The sequence below is a fragment of the Pseudomonas sp. GW821-FHT11G12 genome (genome assembly GCF_058808055.1).
On sequence record NZ_JBXARH010000002.1, the window covers coordinates 681,356 to 695,119 of the forward strand.

General features: G+C 62.0%; 12 protein-coding genes. 3 read left to right on the forward strand and 9 right to left on the reverse strand.

What is annotated here, in order from left to right; all coding sequences use genetic code 11:
• The first annotated feature begins 22 nt into the window (after window positions 1-22).
• Together creB and creC are read left to right on the forward strand one after the other, a co-directional pair.
• Window positions 23-703 (forward strand): two-component system response regulator CreB, encoded by a 681-nt coding sequence (creB, locus tag AC1RR7_RS10885; protein ID WP_096817806.1) that lies wholly within the window; start codon window positions 23-25, stop codon window positions 701-703.
• Window positions 703-2,121 carry a two-component system sensor histidine kinase CreC gene (gene creC / locus AC1RR7_RS10890; RefSeq protein WP_493157374.1) on the forward strand — a complete coding sequence of 473 codons (1,419 nt, stop codon included), beginning with the start codon at window positions 703-705 and terminating at the stop codon, window positions 2,119-2,121. Before creB ends, creC begins: the two co-directional genes overlap by 1 nt.
• Window positions 2,122-2,145: 24 nt before the next feature.
• Here creC and AC1RR7_RS10895 read toward each other — a convergent pair whose 3' ends face one another.
• The gene (locus AC1RR7_RS10895) at window positions 2,146-3,156 is read right to left on the reverse strand and encodes an acyltransferase family protein (RefSeq protein WP_493157376.1); all 1,011 of its coding nucleotides are present in this window, start codon (window positions 3,154-3,156) and stop codon (window positions 2,146-2,148) included.
• Between the two features lie 165 nt (window positions 3,157-3,321).
• Between AC1RR7_RS10895 and creD the strand changes: the two genes are divergently transcribed.
• A complete protein-coding gene (creD, locus tag AC1RR7_RS10900) occupies window positions 3,322-4,692 on the forward strand; it encodes a cell envelope integrity protein CreD (protein WP_493157378.1) in 1,371 nt (456 codons plus the stop codon).
• A gap of 87 nt (window positions 4,693-4,779) precedes the next feature.
• On the opposite strand, the gene AC1RR7_RS10905 is transcribed toward creD, so the two are convergent.
• From AC1RR7_RS10905 to AC1RR7_RS10940, 8 genes are all read right to left on the reverse strand, one after another.
• Window positions 4,780-5,409 (reverse strand): glutathione S-transferase, encoded by a 630-nt coding sequence (locus AC1RR7_RS10905; protein ID WP_493157380.1) that lies wholly within the window; start codon window positions 5,407-5,409, stop codon window positions 4,780-4,782.
• A 66-nt stretch (window positions 5,410-5,475) separates the two neighbouring features.
• Window positions 5,476-5,655 carry a hypothetical protein gene (locus AC1RR7_RS10910; RefSeq protein WP_096817815.1) on the reverse strand — a complete coding sequence of 60 codons (180 nt, stop codon included), beginning with the start codon at window positions 5,653-5,655 and terminating at the stop codon, window positions 5,476-5,478.
• The gene (locus AC1RR7_RS10915; protein WP_096817817.1) at window positions 5,652-6,782 is read right to left on the reverse strand and encodes a PepSY-associated TM helix domain-containing protein; all 1,131 of its coding nucleotides are present in this window, start codon (window positions 6,780-6,782) and stop codon (window positions 5,652-5,654) included. The genes AC1RR7_RS10910 and AC1RR7_RS10915 overlap by 4 nt, the downstream gene beginning before the upstream one ends.
• Before the next feature lie 74 nt (window positions 6,783-6,856).
• Window positions 6,857-9,283 carry a TonB-dependent siderophore receptor gene (locus tag AC1RR7_RS10920; protein WP_096817819.1) on the reverse strand — a complete coding sequence of 809 codons (2,427 nt, stop codon included), beginning with the start codon at window positions 9,281-9,283 and terminating at the stop codon, window positions 6,857-6,859.
• Window positions 9,284-9,447: 164 nt separating this feature from the next.
• A complete protein-coding gene (locus AC1RR7_RS10925; RefSeq protein ID WP_273539992.1) occupies window positions 9,448-10,419 on the reverse strand; it encodes a FecR family protein in 972 nt (323 codons plus the stop codon).
• Window positions 10,416-10,934, reverse strand: coding sequence for an RNA polymerase sigma factor (locus AC1RR7_RS10930; RefSeq protein ID WP_096817822.1), 519 nt, complete (start codon window positions 10,932-10,934; stop codon window positions 10,416-10,418). The genes AC1RR7_RS10925 and AC1RR7_RS10930 overlap by 4 nt, the downstream gene beginning before the upstream one ends.
• Before the next feature lie 111 nt (window positions 10,935-11,045).
• Window positions 11,046-11,753, reverse strand: a complete 708-nt coding sequence (locus AC1RR7_RS10935; protein WP_192559153.1) for a 3'-5' exonuclease — start codon at window positions 11,751-11,753, stop codon at window positions 11,046-11,048.
• Window positions 11,750-13,690 carry a putative nucleotidyltransferase substrate binding domain-containing protein gene (locus AC1RR7_RS10940; protein WP_096817826.1) on the reverse strand — a complete coding sequence of 647 codons (1,941 nt, stop codon included), beginning with the start codon at window positions 13,688-13,690 and terminating at the stop codon, window positions 11,750-11,752. The genes AC1RR7_RS10935 and AC1RR7_RS10940 overlap by 4 nt, the downstream gene beginning before the upstream one ends.
• Between the last annotated feature and the right edge of the window lie 74 nt (window positions 13,691-13,764).

Here is a 13,764-nt window from a genome sequence, read left to right on the forward strand (position 1 = left end):
TTAATCCACAGGCTCGGACGCCATGCCTCATATCCTGATTGTCGAAGACGAAGCGGCAATTGCCGACACGCTGATTTTTGCCTTGCAGGGCGAGGGCTTCACCACGACCTGGCTGAGCCTCGGCGCGGCGGCGCTGGAGCATCAGCGCCAGACGCCGGCCGACCTGATCATCCTCGACATTGGTCTGCCGGACATCAGCGGCTTCGAAACCTGCAAGCAACTGCGCCGGTTCAGCGAAGTACCGGTGCTGTTCCTCAGCGCCCGGGATGCCGAAATCGACCGCGTGGTGGGCCTGGAAATCGGCGCCGACGACTACGTGGTCAAGCCGTTCAGCCCTCGTGAAGTGGCGGCGCGGGTCCGGGCAATTCTCAAGCGCATGGCACCGCGTCCGCCGGCCGAAGCGTGGTCGGGGGTGTTTCGCATCGATCCCGAGCGCGTGCAGATCAGCTATCGCGGCCAGGCGTTGAGCCTGACCCGTCATGAATTCCGTCTGCTGCAATGCCTGCTCGAACAACCGGAGCGGGTGTTCAGCCGCGAGCAACTGCTCGATGCGCTGGGGGTGGCGGCGGATGCCGGCTACGAGCGCAGCATCGACAGCCACATCAAGAGCGTACGCGCCAAGTTGCGCCTGATTCGCGCCGAAGCCGAGCCGATCCAGACCCATCGCGGCCTCGGCTACAGCTACAGCCCGGGGCACAGCTGATGTCGCTGGGGCTGCGGATTTTCCTGGTGTACGTGTTGTTTATCGGCCTCACCGGTTATTTCGTGCTCAACACCGTGATGGAGGAAATCCGCCCCGGCGTGCGTCAGTCCACCGAGGAAACCCTGGTCGACACGGCCAACCTGATGGCGGAAATCCTCAAGGACGATTTCAAGGCCGGCACCCTCAGCCAGAATCGCTGGCCGGAACTGCTCCGTGCCTATGGCGAGCGCCAGCCAAAAGCGACGATCTGGGGCCTGCCGAAAAACCAGGTCAACCACCGCATCTACGTCACTGACGCCAAGGGCATCGTGGTTCTGGATTCCAGTGGCCTCGCGGTCGGTCAGGATTACTCGCGCTGGAACGACGTCTACCTGACCCTGCGCGGCGAATACGGCGCGCGCTCCAGCCGCAGCGACCCCAATGATCCGAACTCTTCGGTCATGCACGTCGGTGCGCCGATCCGCGACGCTGGCCAGATCATCGGCGTGGTCACCGTGGCCAAACCCAACAGCTCCTTGCAACCCTATGTCGACCGTACCGAGCGCCGCTTGTTGGGTTATGGCGCCGGGCTGATCGTCCTGGGTCTGCTGCTCGGTGCGCTGTTGTCGTGGTGGCTGAGCCGGGCACTGCACCGTTTGACCCGTTATGCCGAGGCCGTGAGCGAAGGGCGTCGGGTGGAAGTGCCGCATTACCGTGGCGGCGAGCTGGAACAACTGGCGAGCGCCGTGGAACAGATGCGCACCCAGCTTGAAGGCAAGGCCTACGTCGAACGCTATGTCCACACCTTGACCCATGAATTGAAGAGCCCGTTGGCGGCAATTCGTGGCGCTGCGGAGTTGTTGCAAAGCGAAATGCCGCTGGCGCAACGGCAGCGTTTCGTCGGCAACATCGACAGCGAAAGTGCGCGCATGCAGCAACTGATTGAGCGACTGCTCGATCTGGCGCAGGTCGAGCAGCGTCAGGCGCTGGAAGAACGCGTCGCTGTGCCGCTCGCTGCTCTGGTCGATGAAGTGTTGCAGGCACAGGCTGCGCGCATTGAAGGTAAACAGTTGCGAATCGAGTGCGCCATACCGGCGGATCTGTCGCTGATCGGCGAGCCGTTTCTGCTGCGTCAGGCTTTGGGCAATCTGCTGGAGAACGCACTGGATTTCACACCGCCACGGGGGTTGCTGCGATTTGACGCCGAGCGGGTTGGCGAGCAGATCGAGTTTCGGTTGTTCAACGAAGCCGCGCCGATTCCCGATTACGCGCTGGCGCGTCTGACCGAGCGATTCTATTCATTGCCGCGTCCGGACAGTGGCCGCAAAAGCACGGGGCTTGGGCTGAACTTCGTCGAAGAGGTGGTCAAGTTGCACGGTGGCTCTCTGCGCATCGACAACCTTGACGGTGGCGTGCAGGTGCAATTGCACCTGCCGTGAACACTCGGGCGAGCCGTCTTGCGCTCAGGACGGCGTCATCACCTCATTGATCCGGGCCTTGCTTCGGCGGTGCACCCATTGCAGTGCCGGTCGTTCGATCCACAGCCAGGACGCGATGGCCAACACGATCACGATCAGCGCCGACACGATCATGGACGGCACGAACGTCAGCGACGTCTTGTTGATCACCAATTGCTGTACGGGAAACGCATACAGATAGATGCCGTAGGAGAGGTCGAACCGGCCACGAATGGTGCTATCGATATACAGCAGGCCCAGGCTCAACGTGGCCAGGCAAATGCACAGCGTGACGACCACCCCGGTCAACGGGGTTCCCGCCGCCAACGGCATCAGGCCGAGACAGGCCACCAGCGTCATTGCCATTCGATGTCTGGCGCCCAGGTATTGTTTGTAGAAGGCCAGGAGCGATCCGGCAAAAAAGGCGATACCGGCACAGCCATACACCGCCAGTTTCTGCGTCAGCGCCGAGACGGGTCCATTGCCCAGTACATAGGTCGCAACACAGAACGCCACCAGCATTGCTCCGGCCGTCGCAGCCCGGCGGTACAGACTCAGCGCGGCCGCCACCAGCAGATAAAAGGCGAATTCGATCTTCAGTGTCCACAGGCTGCCATTGAACGACTCGCTGAAGATAAAGCCGTTGGTGATTTCGTCGATTGCCGCGCGGCCGAACAGCGAGATGCGCAGGAAGTCGATCAGCGCCGCAGGACCGGTGACATAGCCGTCGGCAAATATCCCGCCCGCCACAAACGTCATGATGAACGCGCAGGCGATCAGCGCCGGGAAAATCCTCGCGACACGTTTGGCCAGGTAGTCGGTGACGCTGCTGGCATTGAGGAAACTGTGGGTGATCAGCAGGCCGGAGATCGAGAAGAAGGCGATGACGGCGATGCCGCCCAATGAGTTGTAGCCGGCGATGCCAGGCTCTTCCTGGCCCCAAAGTGCGAAGTGGTGACTGACCAGCACCATCAGCGCGGCAAAATGCCTGATCAAGTCGAATGAGTTGTTTCGCAATTGAATAATCCTTGTTCGAACCTTGCCCTTATGGCGCGAAGTGGTCCTGCACTTGATGACGGAAAAGGCGTTTTACAGGTATTTCCACACAAAGCCCACACAACCTCCATCACAAACCCACACAGCGTTTACAGACTCGCTCCATTCCAACAAGGGAGCGTTCCGATGAACCGAAATCTGACATTCAAGCTCGGGGCCATTGCCCTGTTGATCCTGTTACTGCTGGTGCCGCTGCTGATGATCGACGGCGTCATCGATGATCGCCAGCAACTGCGCGACGGTGTGCTCGAAGACATCGCCAGAAGCTCAAGCTACAGCCAGCAGATCAGCGGGCCGGTGATGGTGGTGCCGTACCGTAAAGTGGTGCGCACCTGGAAAACCAAGGAAAAGACCGATGAGCGTTATCAGGAAATCGGCGAGGAACGTGGACGCTTGTACTTCCTGCCGGAGCGCTTCGAACTCGACGGCCAGGTGCAGACCGAACTGCGTGCCCGGGGCATCTATGAAGCGCGACTGTTCCACGCCGACAACCGCATCAGCGGGCATTTTTCGCTGCCGGCGCAGTTGGGGATCAAGGAAGATTTTGCTGATTACAAATTCGATGCGCCATTTCTCGCAATCGGCATCAGTGACATTCGCGGGATCGAAAATGCCCTGAAACTGGAACTCGGTTCGCAACGCCTGGACTTTGTGCCGGGCACGCAAGTGGGCTGGCTCGGCGAGGGCGTTCGGGCGACGTTGCCGGCACTCGATACAGCTCAGGTCACGGAACTGGCCTTCGGTTTCGACCTGCGTTTGCAAGGCACTGGCTCGTTGCAAGTGCTGCCGGTGGGCAAGACCAGCCGCGTGAATCTTTCCGCCAACTGGCCGCACCCGAGCTTCATCGGCAACTTCCTGCCGGCCAAGCGTGAAGTCACCGATCAGGGCTTCACCGCCGATTGGCAGACCTCGTTTTTCTCCACCAACCTGCAAGAGGCCATGAACCGTTGCGTCTCGGGCAACGATTGCGAGGCGTTCAACGGCCGCAGTTTCGGGGTGAGCTTCATCGATCCGGTGGATCAATACCTGAAGAGTGACCGGGCGATCAAATATGCGCTGTTGTTCATTGTCCTGACGTTCGCCGGTTTCTTCCTGTTCGAGATATTGAAAAGCCTGGCCGTGCACCCGGTGCAATACGCGCTGGTGGGCGTGGCGCTGGCGTTCTTCTATCTGTTGTTGCTGTCGTTGTCGGAACACATCGGGTTTGCCCTGGCGTATCTGCTGTCGGCCAGTGGTTGTGTGTTGCTGATTGGCTTCTATGTCTGCCACGTGCTGCACAGCGTGCGTCATGGCTTGAGTTTTTCGGCGGGATTGGCGGCGTTGTATGGCCTGCTCTACGGCTTGCTCAGCGCCGAGGATTACGCGCTGCTGATGGGCTCGCTGTTGCTGTTCGGCCTGTTGGGCGTGTTCATGGTGCTGACCCGTAACCTGGACTGGTACGGCGTCGGGCAGAAACCGGCCAAGCCCCTGGCGTTTGATCTCGGAGCGGTGCAATGAGCCGGTTTGTGGGGTTGCGTGAGGATCAGCGGGAGGCAGAGGTATTGGTGACGCTGATCTTTGCGTCATTGCCTCCCGCCCCGCGCATCAAACCTTCGGCATTGTCGCAATCATCGACGGCCGCTGGCTCACTTCAAAGAACCAGTTGGCCAGTTGCGGGTTTGCTTCACGCCAGCCCAGATCCGGGAAGCGCAGATCCAGATAACCCAGCGCACAGGCCACGCTGATCGAAGCCACGTCGAAATGGCAGGTCAGTTCGGCGATGGCTTCGCGCTCCAGCAGCGCCAGGGTCCGACGGATCTTGTCGCGCTGGGCCTCGAGCCACTCGTCCCAATGCTTTTCCGGGGCACGCAGCACTTGCTCGTAACGCACCATGACGGAGGCGTCCATGATCCCGTCGGCCATCGAGGCCAGGGTCAGACGACGCCAGCGGGCCGAGCCGTCGCGAGGGATCAGCGGGTTGCCGACGTGCTGGTGGTCGAGGTAATCGAGAATCACCCGGCTGTCATGGATGACATTGCCGTCAGCCAGGCGCAGGGCCGGGATCTTGCCCAGCGGGTTGTCTTCGTTCAGCGCAGTGCTGGGGTTGACCGGTGTCAGGACGCAGTCCTGCAAGGCGACGCGATCCTGCTGGCCAGTCTCGTGCAGCAGCACCATGACTTTGCGCACGAACGGGGACAGGGTGTTGTGGAACAGGGTCATGCTGGGAGCGGACATCGGCAGGGTCTCGGTCAAGGGCAATGAACGGGCAGCATAGCGCGTTGCCCGTCAGGCTCAAGCCATTCAGTGCCGTTGCAACAGACCGCGAAGGGCGAGTGCGGCTGGCACACCCAGACCGATCCAGCTCAAGCCATCCCAGATCCCGTCGCCCAGCAGCGCGGCGAACAACCCCGCCGCACTGAGCAACGCGATCACCAGCGGTGTGCTGAAGACTTTCCAGAAGTTCGACTGACGCGGTTTCATGCCGAAGCCTCCGCTGTTTCCAGCACCGGTTTCGCGGCCTTGCGCCGCACCACCCACAAGTACACGCCGCTGCCGAGGACGATGATAGTCAGCACATCGAGGGTGGCCCAGAGGATTTTCATCGGCATGCCGCCGTAGTCGCCAAAGTGCAGCGGCTGCGACATGCCCATGGCGTCCATGTACCACGGCCGCTCGGCGACTGCCGTGACCTGCAAGTTGCTGGCGTCGATCAGCACTGGCGTCAGCAAGTGCGAGGTCAGGTGGGTGCCACCCTTCATGAACACCGAGTAGTGGTGCTCGCTGGAAAACCGGGTGCCGGGGAACGCGATGAAGTCCGGTTTCATCCCCGGTGCAACTTCGCCGGCGATATCCAGCAGGCGAGTGGCCGGGGCGAGGTGAGTCAGCGGCGGCGCATCGCGGTAGGGCGCGATCATGGCGTTGAGCGAGTCGTTGCGCCAGGCCGCGATGATCAGATCGGCACAGGCGCTGATCACTCCCGTCACACCGACCACCAGCGCCCAGGTCAGGGTCACCACGCCGATCAGGTTGTGCAGATCGAGCCAACGCAGACGGGTGGATTTGTCCCGGCGCACGGTGCCGAAGTCCAGGCGACGCATGAACGGCAGGTACAACACCGTCCCGGACACGATCGCCACCACGAACAGCACACCCATGAACGCCAGCAGCAACTTGCCCGGCAGTCCCGCAAACATGTCGACGTGCAGGCGCAGGATGAACAGCATCAGGCCGCCGTTGGCCGAGGGTGTTTCCAGGGCTTCGCCGGTGCGGGCGTCGAGCATGAAAGTGTGCGAGGAATTCGGCTCGGTGCCGGCCGTCTTCGCCATGATCGTCAGCACGGTGTTCGGCTCGTCGTCTTCGAAGCCGAAGTACTGCACGACTTCACCGGGGCGATGGGCTTCGGCGGCTTGCACCAGTTGCGCCAGATTCAGGTGCGGCGTATCGGCCGGCATCTCGCGCACCTGGGGTGCGTCACCGAGCAGATGCTCGATCTCGTGATGAAAGATCAGCGGCAGGCCGGTCAGGGCCAGCAGCAGCAAAAACACGGTGCAGATCAGGCTGGTCCAGGTGTGGACGAACGACCAGCGGCGGATTGTTTTACTTTTCATTTCATGACCTTCAAAAACACCAAAGCCGTCCACGAGGGACGGCCTGGTTGCAGGGCCTGTTTCAGCTCAAGCGCTTACCACTTGTAGGTGGCACTGGCGACGACGCTGCGTTGGTCGCCGTAGTAGCAGTAGAAGCTGTCGCAGGTGGAAATGTAGTCCTTGTTCAGCAGGTTGGTGGCGTTGAGTGCCAGCGACGCGCCTTTGAGGCTGTTGTCCAGGCGACCGAGGTCGTAATGCACGGCAGCATCGAACACGGTGTAGGCGTCAGCCTTGCCCAGCCAGGTGTTGGCCTTGTCGCCGTAGGTGTTGCCGGTGTAGCGCACACCGCCGCCGACGCCGAAGCCGTCGAGCACGCCGCTGTGCCAGGTGTAATCGGTCCACAGCGAGGCTTGCTGGTTCGGCATCAGTTGCAGGCGGTTGCCTTTGTCGGCGCCGTTCTGCACTTCGGACTTGGCCAGGGTGTAGGCGGCGATGACTTTCAGGTTGTCGGTGACATCGGAGGTGGCTTCCAGCTCCAGGCCTTTGACTTTCACTTCGCCGGTCTGGCTGGTGATCGATACGCCGTTGACGAAGGAGCTTACCGAGACGTTTTTCTGGGTCAGGTCATACACCGCGGCGGACAGCAGGGTCTTGCTGCCGGGCGGCTGGTACTTGATGCCCAGTTCCCACTGCTTGCCTTCGGTCGGCTTGAGCGACTCAGTGGAAGAGGCGTCGGCGCCACTGGTGGGCTGGAAGGATTCGGCGTAGGAAATGTACGGCACGAAGCCCGAGTCGAACACGTAGCTCAGTGCGGCGTTGCCGCTGAAGGCCTTGTCGCGGTCGGTGTTGGTGGCGTCGGCCTTGTTGATGAACTTCGTACCGGTGTGCACCCAGTCTTCACGGCCACCGAGGGTCAGGCGCCACTGGTCGAGGGCCATCTGATCCTGCACGTACAGACCGGTCTGGTAGGTCTTCTGGTCGTAGTCGTAGAACGCGGTGGAGCGCGCCGGACGCACGATCGGCTGACCGTAGATCGGGTTGAGCACGTTGGTGGTCAGACCGTCACCGAAGATCGAGGTGTAGTTGGTGTTGCTGCGCTGGTGATCCAGACCCAGCAGCAGCGTATGGCGAATGTCACCGGTGGCAAAGTCAGCCTGGAAGTTGTTGTCCACGGCGAACTGGCTGATGTCCTCTTCGACACTGGTGCTGGTGCGACCGACGTTGCCAGCGTTGTCCACCTGGGTGTACGGATACGAACCCGGGGTCAGGCTCTGGAACGACAGATCCGACTTGGTGTAACGCAGGTTCTGCTTGAACTGCCACACATCGTTCAGGCGATGTTCGAAGGCATAACCGAGCGCGTAGTAGGTGCGGTCGTAGTATTCCCAGTCCGGATCGCCGAGGTTCTTGTGGTGGGAAACCTTGCCGAACGGCATGTCGATCTTGGTGCCCTGCACCGGCAGGAACTGGCTGGTGATGCCGGTATCGTCGCGGGTGAACTGGGTCAGCAGGGTGAACTTGGTGTCGTCGTCGATGTTCCAGGTCAGGCTCGGCGCGATGTTGTAGCGCTTATTGTCGACGTGATCGACCTGCGTGCCGCTGTCACGTACCACGCCGCTGAGGCCGTAGAGGAACTGACCGGCGTCGTCGATCTTGCCGGTGCTGGCGAAGTTGATCTGACGGTGGTTGTCGCTGCCGTACTGCAACTGGATTTCGCTGCTCTGCACATCGCTAGGGCGACGACTGACCATGTCCAGCAAGCCGCCCGGCGGGGTCTGGCCGTAAACCGACGAGGCCGGGCCGCGCAGCAGGGCGAGGCGGTCGAGGTTCCAGGTTTCCTGTTTCGGGTTGGCGTACACGCCTTTTGGCAGCGGCAGGCCATCGAGGAACTGGGTCGGTTCGAAGCCACGCACGCGCAGCCAGTCGGCGCGGGTGTCGCTGCCGTAGCTGCTGGCGGTGATGCCCGGCATGTAGCGCACGGCGTCATCGAGGCTGTGCACGCTGCGGTCGTCCATCTGCTGGCGGGTGGCGACGGAGATCGAACGCGGTGCTTCGACCAGCGCGGTGTCGGTCTTGGTGCCGGCGGCGGTGCGAGTGGCGGTGTAGCCTTCGACCGGGCCCCAGGCGCTTTCAGAGTTTTCCACTCCGATCACCGAAGTTTCCGGCAGGGCCATCACGCCTTCCGGCACCGCGACCAGGGTGTACGTGCCGGTGCTGCTTTGTTCCAGTTGCAGGCCGGTGCCGCGCAGGGCGGCGCTCAGTGCGCCTGCCGCGTCATATTGGCCGTTGACTGGCGCCGACGTCTTGCCCGCCGCCAGCGACGGATTCAGCGACAGCGTGAGGCCGCCCTGGCTGGCGATCTGGTTCAGGGTGGTGGAGAGCGGCGCGGCCGGCAGGTTGTAGGCGCGAACGCTCGACGCCTGTTCTGCGGCGATCAGTTGGCTGCTGGCCAGCGGGGTGCAGAGGGCAATGGCGACCGCCAGCAAACTGGGGCGCAACAAGGTGTCTAGCGAACGGGACATACGGCGGCTCCTGAATGGAAATATTTCTCAATTGCCTGTGTGCCGGACGAGAATCGAAAAGTGATAGGGCTGGATGAAAATAATTTCGATTAACGAACGACATCGCTGCACAAGTCAGCAGAAAGTCCGTTTTCATGGGGGGAGCGAGCAGGCAACGCGGTGTGTCAGGGTTTCGGATCAGCCTTGGCCACGGTGACCCACCACGGCGTGTGCTGCTCGATCTGCACCGGCAAGGTCGGGAGCAGGGCGCTCAACGCCTTGTCGGTATCGTGCAGCGGGAAGCTGCCGGTAATGCGCAGGTCGGCCACTTCCGGCGCTGTGCCCAGATGGCCGCGCCGGTAGCGGCCGAGCTCGTGTACCAGGTCTTCCAGACGCGCGTTGTCCACCACCAGCATGCCGCGGGTCCAGGCATCGGCGCCGGGGTTGAGCGCGACGACGGCGTCCAGGCCGTTGTCGCGGATCAGCACCTGCTGGCCTTCGCGCAGGATCTGTTCCTGCGGATCGGATTGCGGATGCGCCGCGACGGCCGACTGCAACACGCTCAGGCGCGTGCCCTGTTCTTCGCGTTTGACCAGAAACCGCGTACCCAGCGCGCGCATGCGGCCTTCGCGGGTTTCGACGATGAACGGTCGTGCATCGCCATGACCGGTCTCGATGAGGATTTCACCTTCCTGCAGCACGATCAGCCGCTGCTTTTCATTGAATCGCACATCCACGGCGCTGTGAGTGTTGAGGTTGATCACGGTGCCGTCCGCCAGCCGTACGGTGCGTTGTTCACCGGTAGCGGTGCGCTGGTCGGCGAGCCAGTAATCCAGCGGCAGATAGTGTTCTGCGGCAAACAGTGACAGGCCGACCACCGCGACAACACTGGCCAGACCGCTGCCGAGCTTGCGCACCCGGCGACGGATGCCTTCGCGCGATTGCAGCAACGCGCTGCGGGCCGGGCCGTTGGCCACGCTGAAACGCTGGTCGAGCATGCCCAACTGACGCCAGGCACGGGCGTGTTCTTCGTTGGCGGCGTGCCATTTGGCGAATTCTTCGCGCTCCAGCGGGCTGCTGGAATCGAGGGTCAATTGCCAGGCTATCGCCGCGTCTAGCACATGGGCCGAGACCGGTTTGGAACTGGCCGGGTTCATGTTGGCTCACCGTACAGGGCGATGTAGCACTGACGGATACCCTGGGCCAGGTACTGGCGCACGCGCGGCACCGACACGCCGAGTTTGTCGGCGATCTCGGCATGGGTCAGGCCGTCGAGACGGTTATAAAGGAATGCGGCGCGGGCCTTGGTCGACAATTGGCCGAGCAGACGATCGATAGCTTTGAGGTCTTCGAGGATCAGTTGCTGCTCTTCGACCGACGGCTGTTCGCCTTCGGGGATCAGCATCAACTCAGCGAGATAAGCCTGTTCCAGTGCCGCGCGACGGAAGTAGTCGAACAGCAGACCCTTGGCGATGGCCACCAGAAAGGCTCGGGGTTCGCGAGGCGTCAGCAGTTCCTCGCGACCGAGCAGGCGGACGAAGGTGTCCTGGCTCAGGTCTTCGGCGCGTTGCGGGCAGGCCACGTTGCGGCGCAGCCAGCCCAGCAGCCAGCCGCGATGGTCGCGATACAACGCACCGACGAGCTCACTGTGAGGGCTTTGGGCTGACGACACGAAGGCACCGACTGGGAAATGTTAACTAACGAGAATTGTTCGCGATTGTGGCAGAGGTGGGAATGGTTAGCAATTGGCCACCGGTCGGGTTGTCGGGCGACAACCCGGGGCTCAGAACGAATGCGTCTGCTGGCGGCGCTTCCACTGACTCAGGCGTTGCTGCAAATTCAATGGGCTGTGAATCTGCTGCTGACGTGCCCGGCTGAACAGAATCAACGCCAGTTCCGCCGTGGCCAGTGCGTCGGCGCTGGCATGGTGGCGCTCGAACACTTCGAGCTTGAACCAGTCGATCCACTCGTCCAGCCCAGCCTCGCGGATGTGCGCCTGGGGGCAAACCAGCGGTGCAATGTCGGCGACATCCAGAAACACTTGCTGCAACTTGTGGCCCAGGTGTTCTTTCACCGCCCGGCCCAGCATGTGCTGATCGAACGGCGCATGAAACGCCAGCACCGGACTGTCGCCAATAAACTCCAGAAGCTCGAGCAATGCCTCGGCCGGCTCGCTGCCGGCGGCAATCGCATTCGGCCCCAGCCCGTGGATCAACACGCTGGGGCTGAGTTTGAGTTCGCGACATTGCAGGGTGCGTTCGAACTGCTGGCTGAAGTCGATGGCGCCGTCCTCGATCACCACCGCGCCAATCGACAGCACCCGATCCTTGTTCAGGTTCAGCCCGGTGGTTTCCAGATCCAGCACCACCCAGCGCTGTTCGCGCAGGCTGCATTCGCTCAGTTCGCCGATTGCCGGCAGTTTCGCCAGGCGTTGTTGTAGATCGTCCGGCAGAACCGGGCTGGCCGGACGCAGCCACGAGAACAGGCTCATAGCTGATACCGCAGGGTCAGGCTGCTTTGCAGGCGCTGGGCCTGACGCAGGGATTCACGCAGGATGCGCCGGTCCAGATGATTGAGGCTGTCGGGATCGACCCGGTTCGAATACGGCAGGTTTTCCCGGGTCTGGAGCTGATGCTGCTGCATGCGTGTCTGCTGGATAAAGTGATAAGCCTCCTCGTACGCGGCGCCATCCAGTCGGTCGATGACTTCTTTCTCCACCAACTGGCGGAAGCGTTCGAGGGTGTTGTTGGCGTCGATGCCATTGGCCAGAGCCAGCAGACGTGCACCGTCGACAAACGGCGTCAGGCCCTGGATCTTCAGGTCCAGCGTGGCTTTCTCGCCGTTCTTGCGGGTCAGCACGAATTCACGGAAACGCCCCACCGGTGGGCGGTTGCGCAAGGCGTTCTCGGCCATCATCCGCTGGAACAAACGATTGTCGCCGACCTGATCGAGAATCCCCCGGCGCAATTGCTCGCAACCCTGTTCGTCGCCCCAGACCACCCGCAGGTCGAAATAGATGCTTGAGCCCAACAGGTTCTCCGGCGTTGCTTCGCGGATGAACGCGGCAAAGCGTCGGGCCCATTCGGCGCGGGACAGGCACAGCTGTGGATTGCCGGCCATGACGTTGCCTTTGCACAGGGTGAAGCCGCATTGCGCCAGGCTGTTATTGATCTGCTGGGCGATGGGCAGCAGCTTGCCGCGAATCTCCGCCGCATGGGCCGCATCTCGCGCATCGAACAGAATGCCGTTGTCCTGATCGGTGTGCAGGGTCTGCTCACGCCGGCCTTCGCTGCCGAAACACAGCCAACTGAACGGCACGCCGGGGTCGCCTTTCTCGGCGAGAGTCAGTTCGATTACCCGGCACACGGTGTGATCGTTGAGCAGGGTGATGATGTGGGTGATCTGGGTCGACGATGCGCCGTGAGCCAGCATGCGCTCCACCAGTTGGCCGATCTCGCCGCGCAGAGTCACCAGTTGTTCAACCCGCTGGGCGCTGCGGATGGTCCGTGCCAGGTGCACCAGATCGACCCGTTGCAGCGAGAACAGATCACGCTCGGAGACCACGCCGCACAGACGCTGATCCTTGACCAGACAGACGTGGGCGATATGCCGCTCGGTCATGGCAATCGCCGCGTCGAAGGCGCTGTGATCCGGCGACAGATAGAACGGCGAGGGCGTCATGTGGCGTTCGATCGGTTCATTGAAGTCGCCAACGCCCGCAGCCACCACATGGCGCAGATCGCGCAGGGTGAAAATCCCCAGCGGCGCCTTGTGCTCATCAACCGCGACGATGCTGCCGACCTGTTGTTCGTGCATCAGCTTGACCGCTTCGCGCAGTGGAGTGGAAGGGCTGCACGTCACCGGATGGCGCATGGCCAATTCGCCCAGGCGGGTGTTCAGCGAATATTGGGTGCCGAGGGTTTCCACGGCTTTCTGCTGGACTTGCTGGTTGACCTGATCGAGCAGGCTGCTGACCCCGCGCAGGGCGAAGTCGCGGAAGGTGTTGGAGAGGGCGAACAGCTTGATGAACGCCAGTTTGTTCAGTTGCAGGCAGAAGGTGTCTTCGCCGGCCAGATGCTCGGTGCGGGTCGCCCGTTCGCCGAGCAGTGCGGCGAGGGGAAAACACTCGCCGGTGGTGATTTCAAACGTGGTTTCGGTGCCGCCCTTGGCCGTGTGCGGCCGCTCGCCGACCACCCGGCCCTGCTTGACGATGTAGAAGTGTTCGACCGGCCCGTCGGCGGGTTTGATGATGCTCTCGCCCTGACCGTAGAAGCGCAGCTGGCATTGCTCCACCAGATAGGCCAGGTGGGCGTGTTCCATCTGATTGAAAGGGGGGAAGCGCTGGAGGAATTGCAAAGTGCCCTGAATGTTCTGCAACACCGCGGTTTTCCCTGCCTGGGTGAAGGCGTCCGCTTTACTCATAACCATTACCGCAGTCTTTTTCGAATTGTTGTTATTGGATCGTTGCAACCATGGTCGACCCCAGCGCGCGGGGTGCCCAT

What these genes read in the sequence shown, in the direction of transcription:
- creB (WP_096817806.1), top strand. Translation starts at nt 23, where the DNA reads ATGCCTCATATCCTGATTGTCGAAGACGAAGCGGCAATTGCCGACACG.
- creC (WP_493157374.1), top strand. Translation starts at nt 703, where the DNA reads ATGTCGCTGGGGCTGCGGATTTTCCTGGTGTACGTGTTGTTTATCGGC.
- creD (WP_493157378.1), top strand. Translation starts at nt 3,322, where the DNA reads ATGAACCGAAATCTGACATTCAAGCTCGGGGCCATTGCCCTGTTGATC.
- AC1RR7_RS10905 (WP_493157380.1), bottom strand. Translation starts at nt 5,409, where the DNA reads ATGTCCGCTCCCAGCATGACCCTGTTCCACAACACCCTGTCCCCGTTC.
- AC1RR7_RS10910 (WP_096817815.1), bottom strand. Translation starts at nt 5,655, where the DNA reads ATGAAACCGCGTCAGTCGAACTTCTGGAAAGTCTTCAGCACACCGCTG.
- AC1RR7_RS10915 (WP_096817817.1), bottom strand. Translation starts at nt 6,782, where the DNA reads ATGAAAAGTAAAACAATCCGCCGCTGGTCGTTCGTCCACACCTGGACC.
- AC1RR7_RS10920 (WP_096817819.1), bottom strand. Translation starts at nt 9,283, where the DNA reads ATGTCCCGTTCGCTAGACACCTTGTTGCGCCCCAGTTTGCTGGCGGTC.
- AC1RR7_RS10925 (WP_273539992.1), bottom strand. Translation starts at nt 10,419, where the DNA reads ATGAACCCGGCCAGTTCCAAACCGGTCTCGGCCCATGTGCTAGACGCG.
- AC1RR7_RS10935 (WP_192559153.1), bottom strand. Translation starts at nt 11,753, where the DNA reads ATGAGCCTGTTCTCGTGGCTGCGTCCGGCCAGCCCGGTTCTGCCGGAC.
- AC1RR7_RS10940 (WP_096817826.1), bottom strand. Translation starts at nt 13,690, where the DNA reads ATGGTTATGAGTAAAGCGGACGCCTTCACCCAGGCAGGGAAAACCGCG.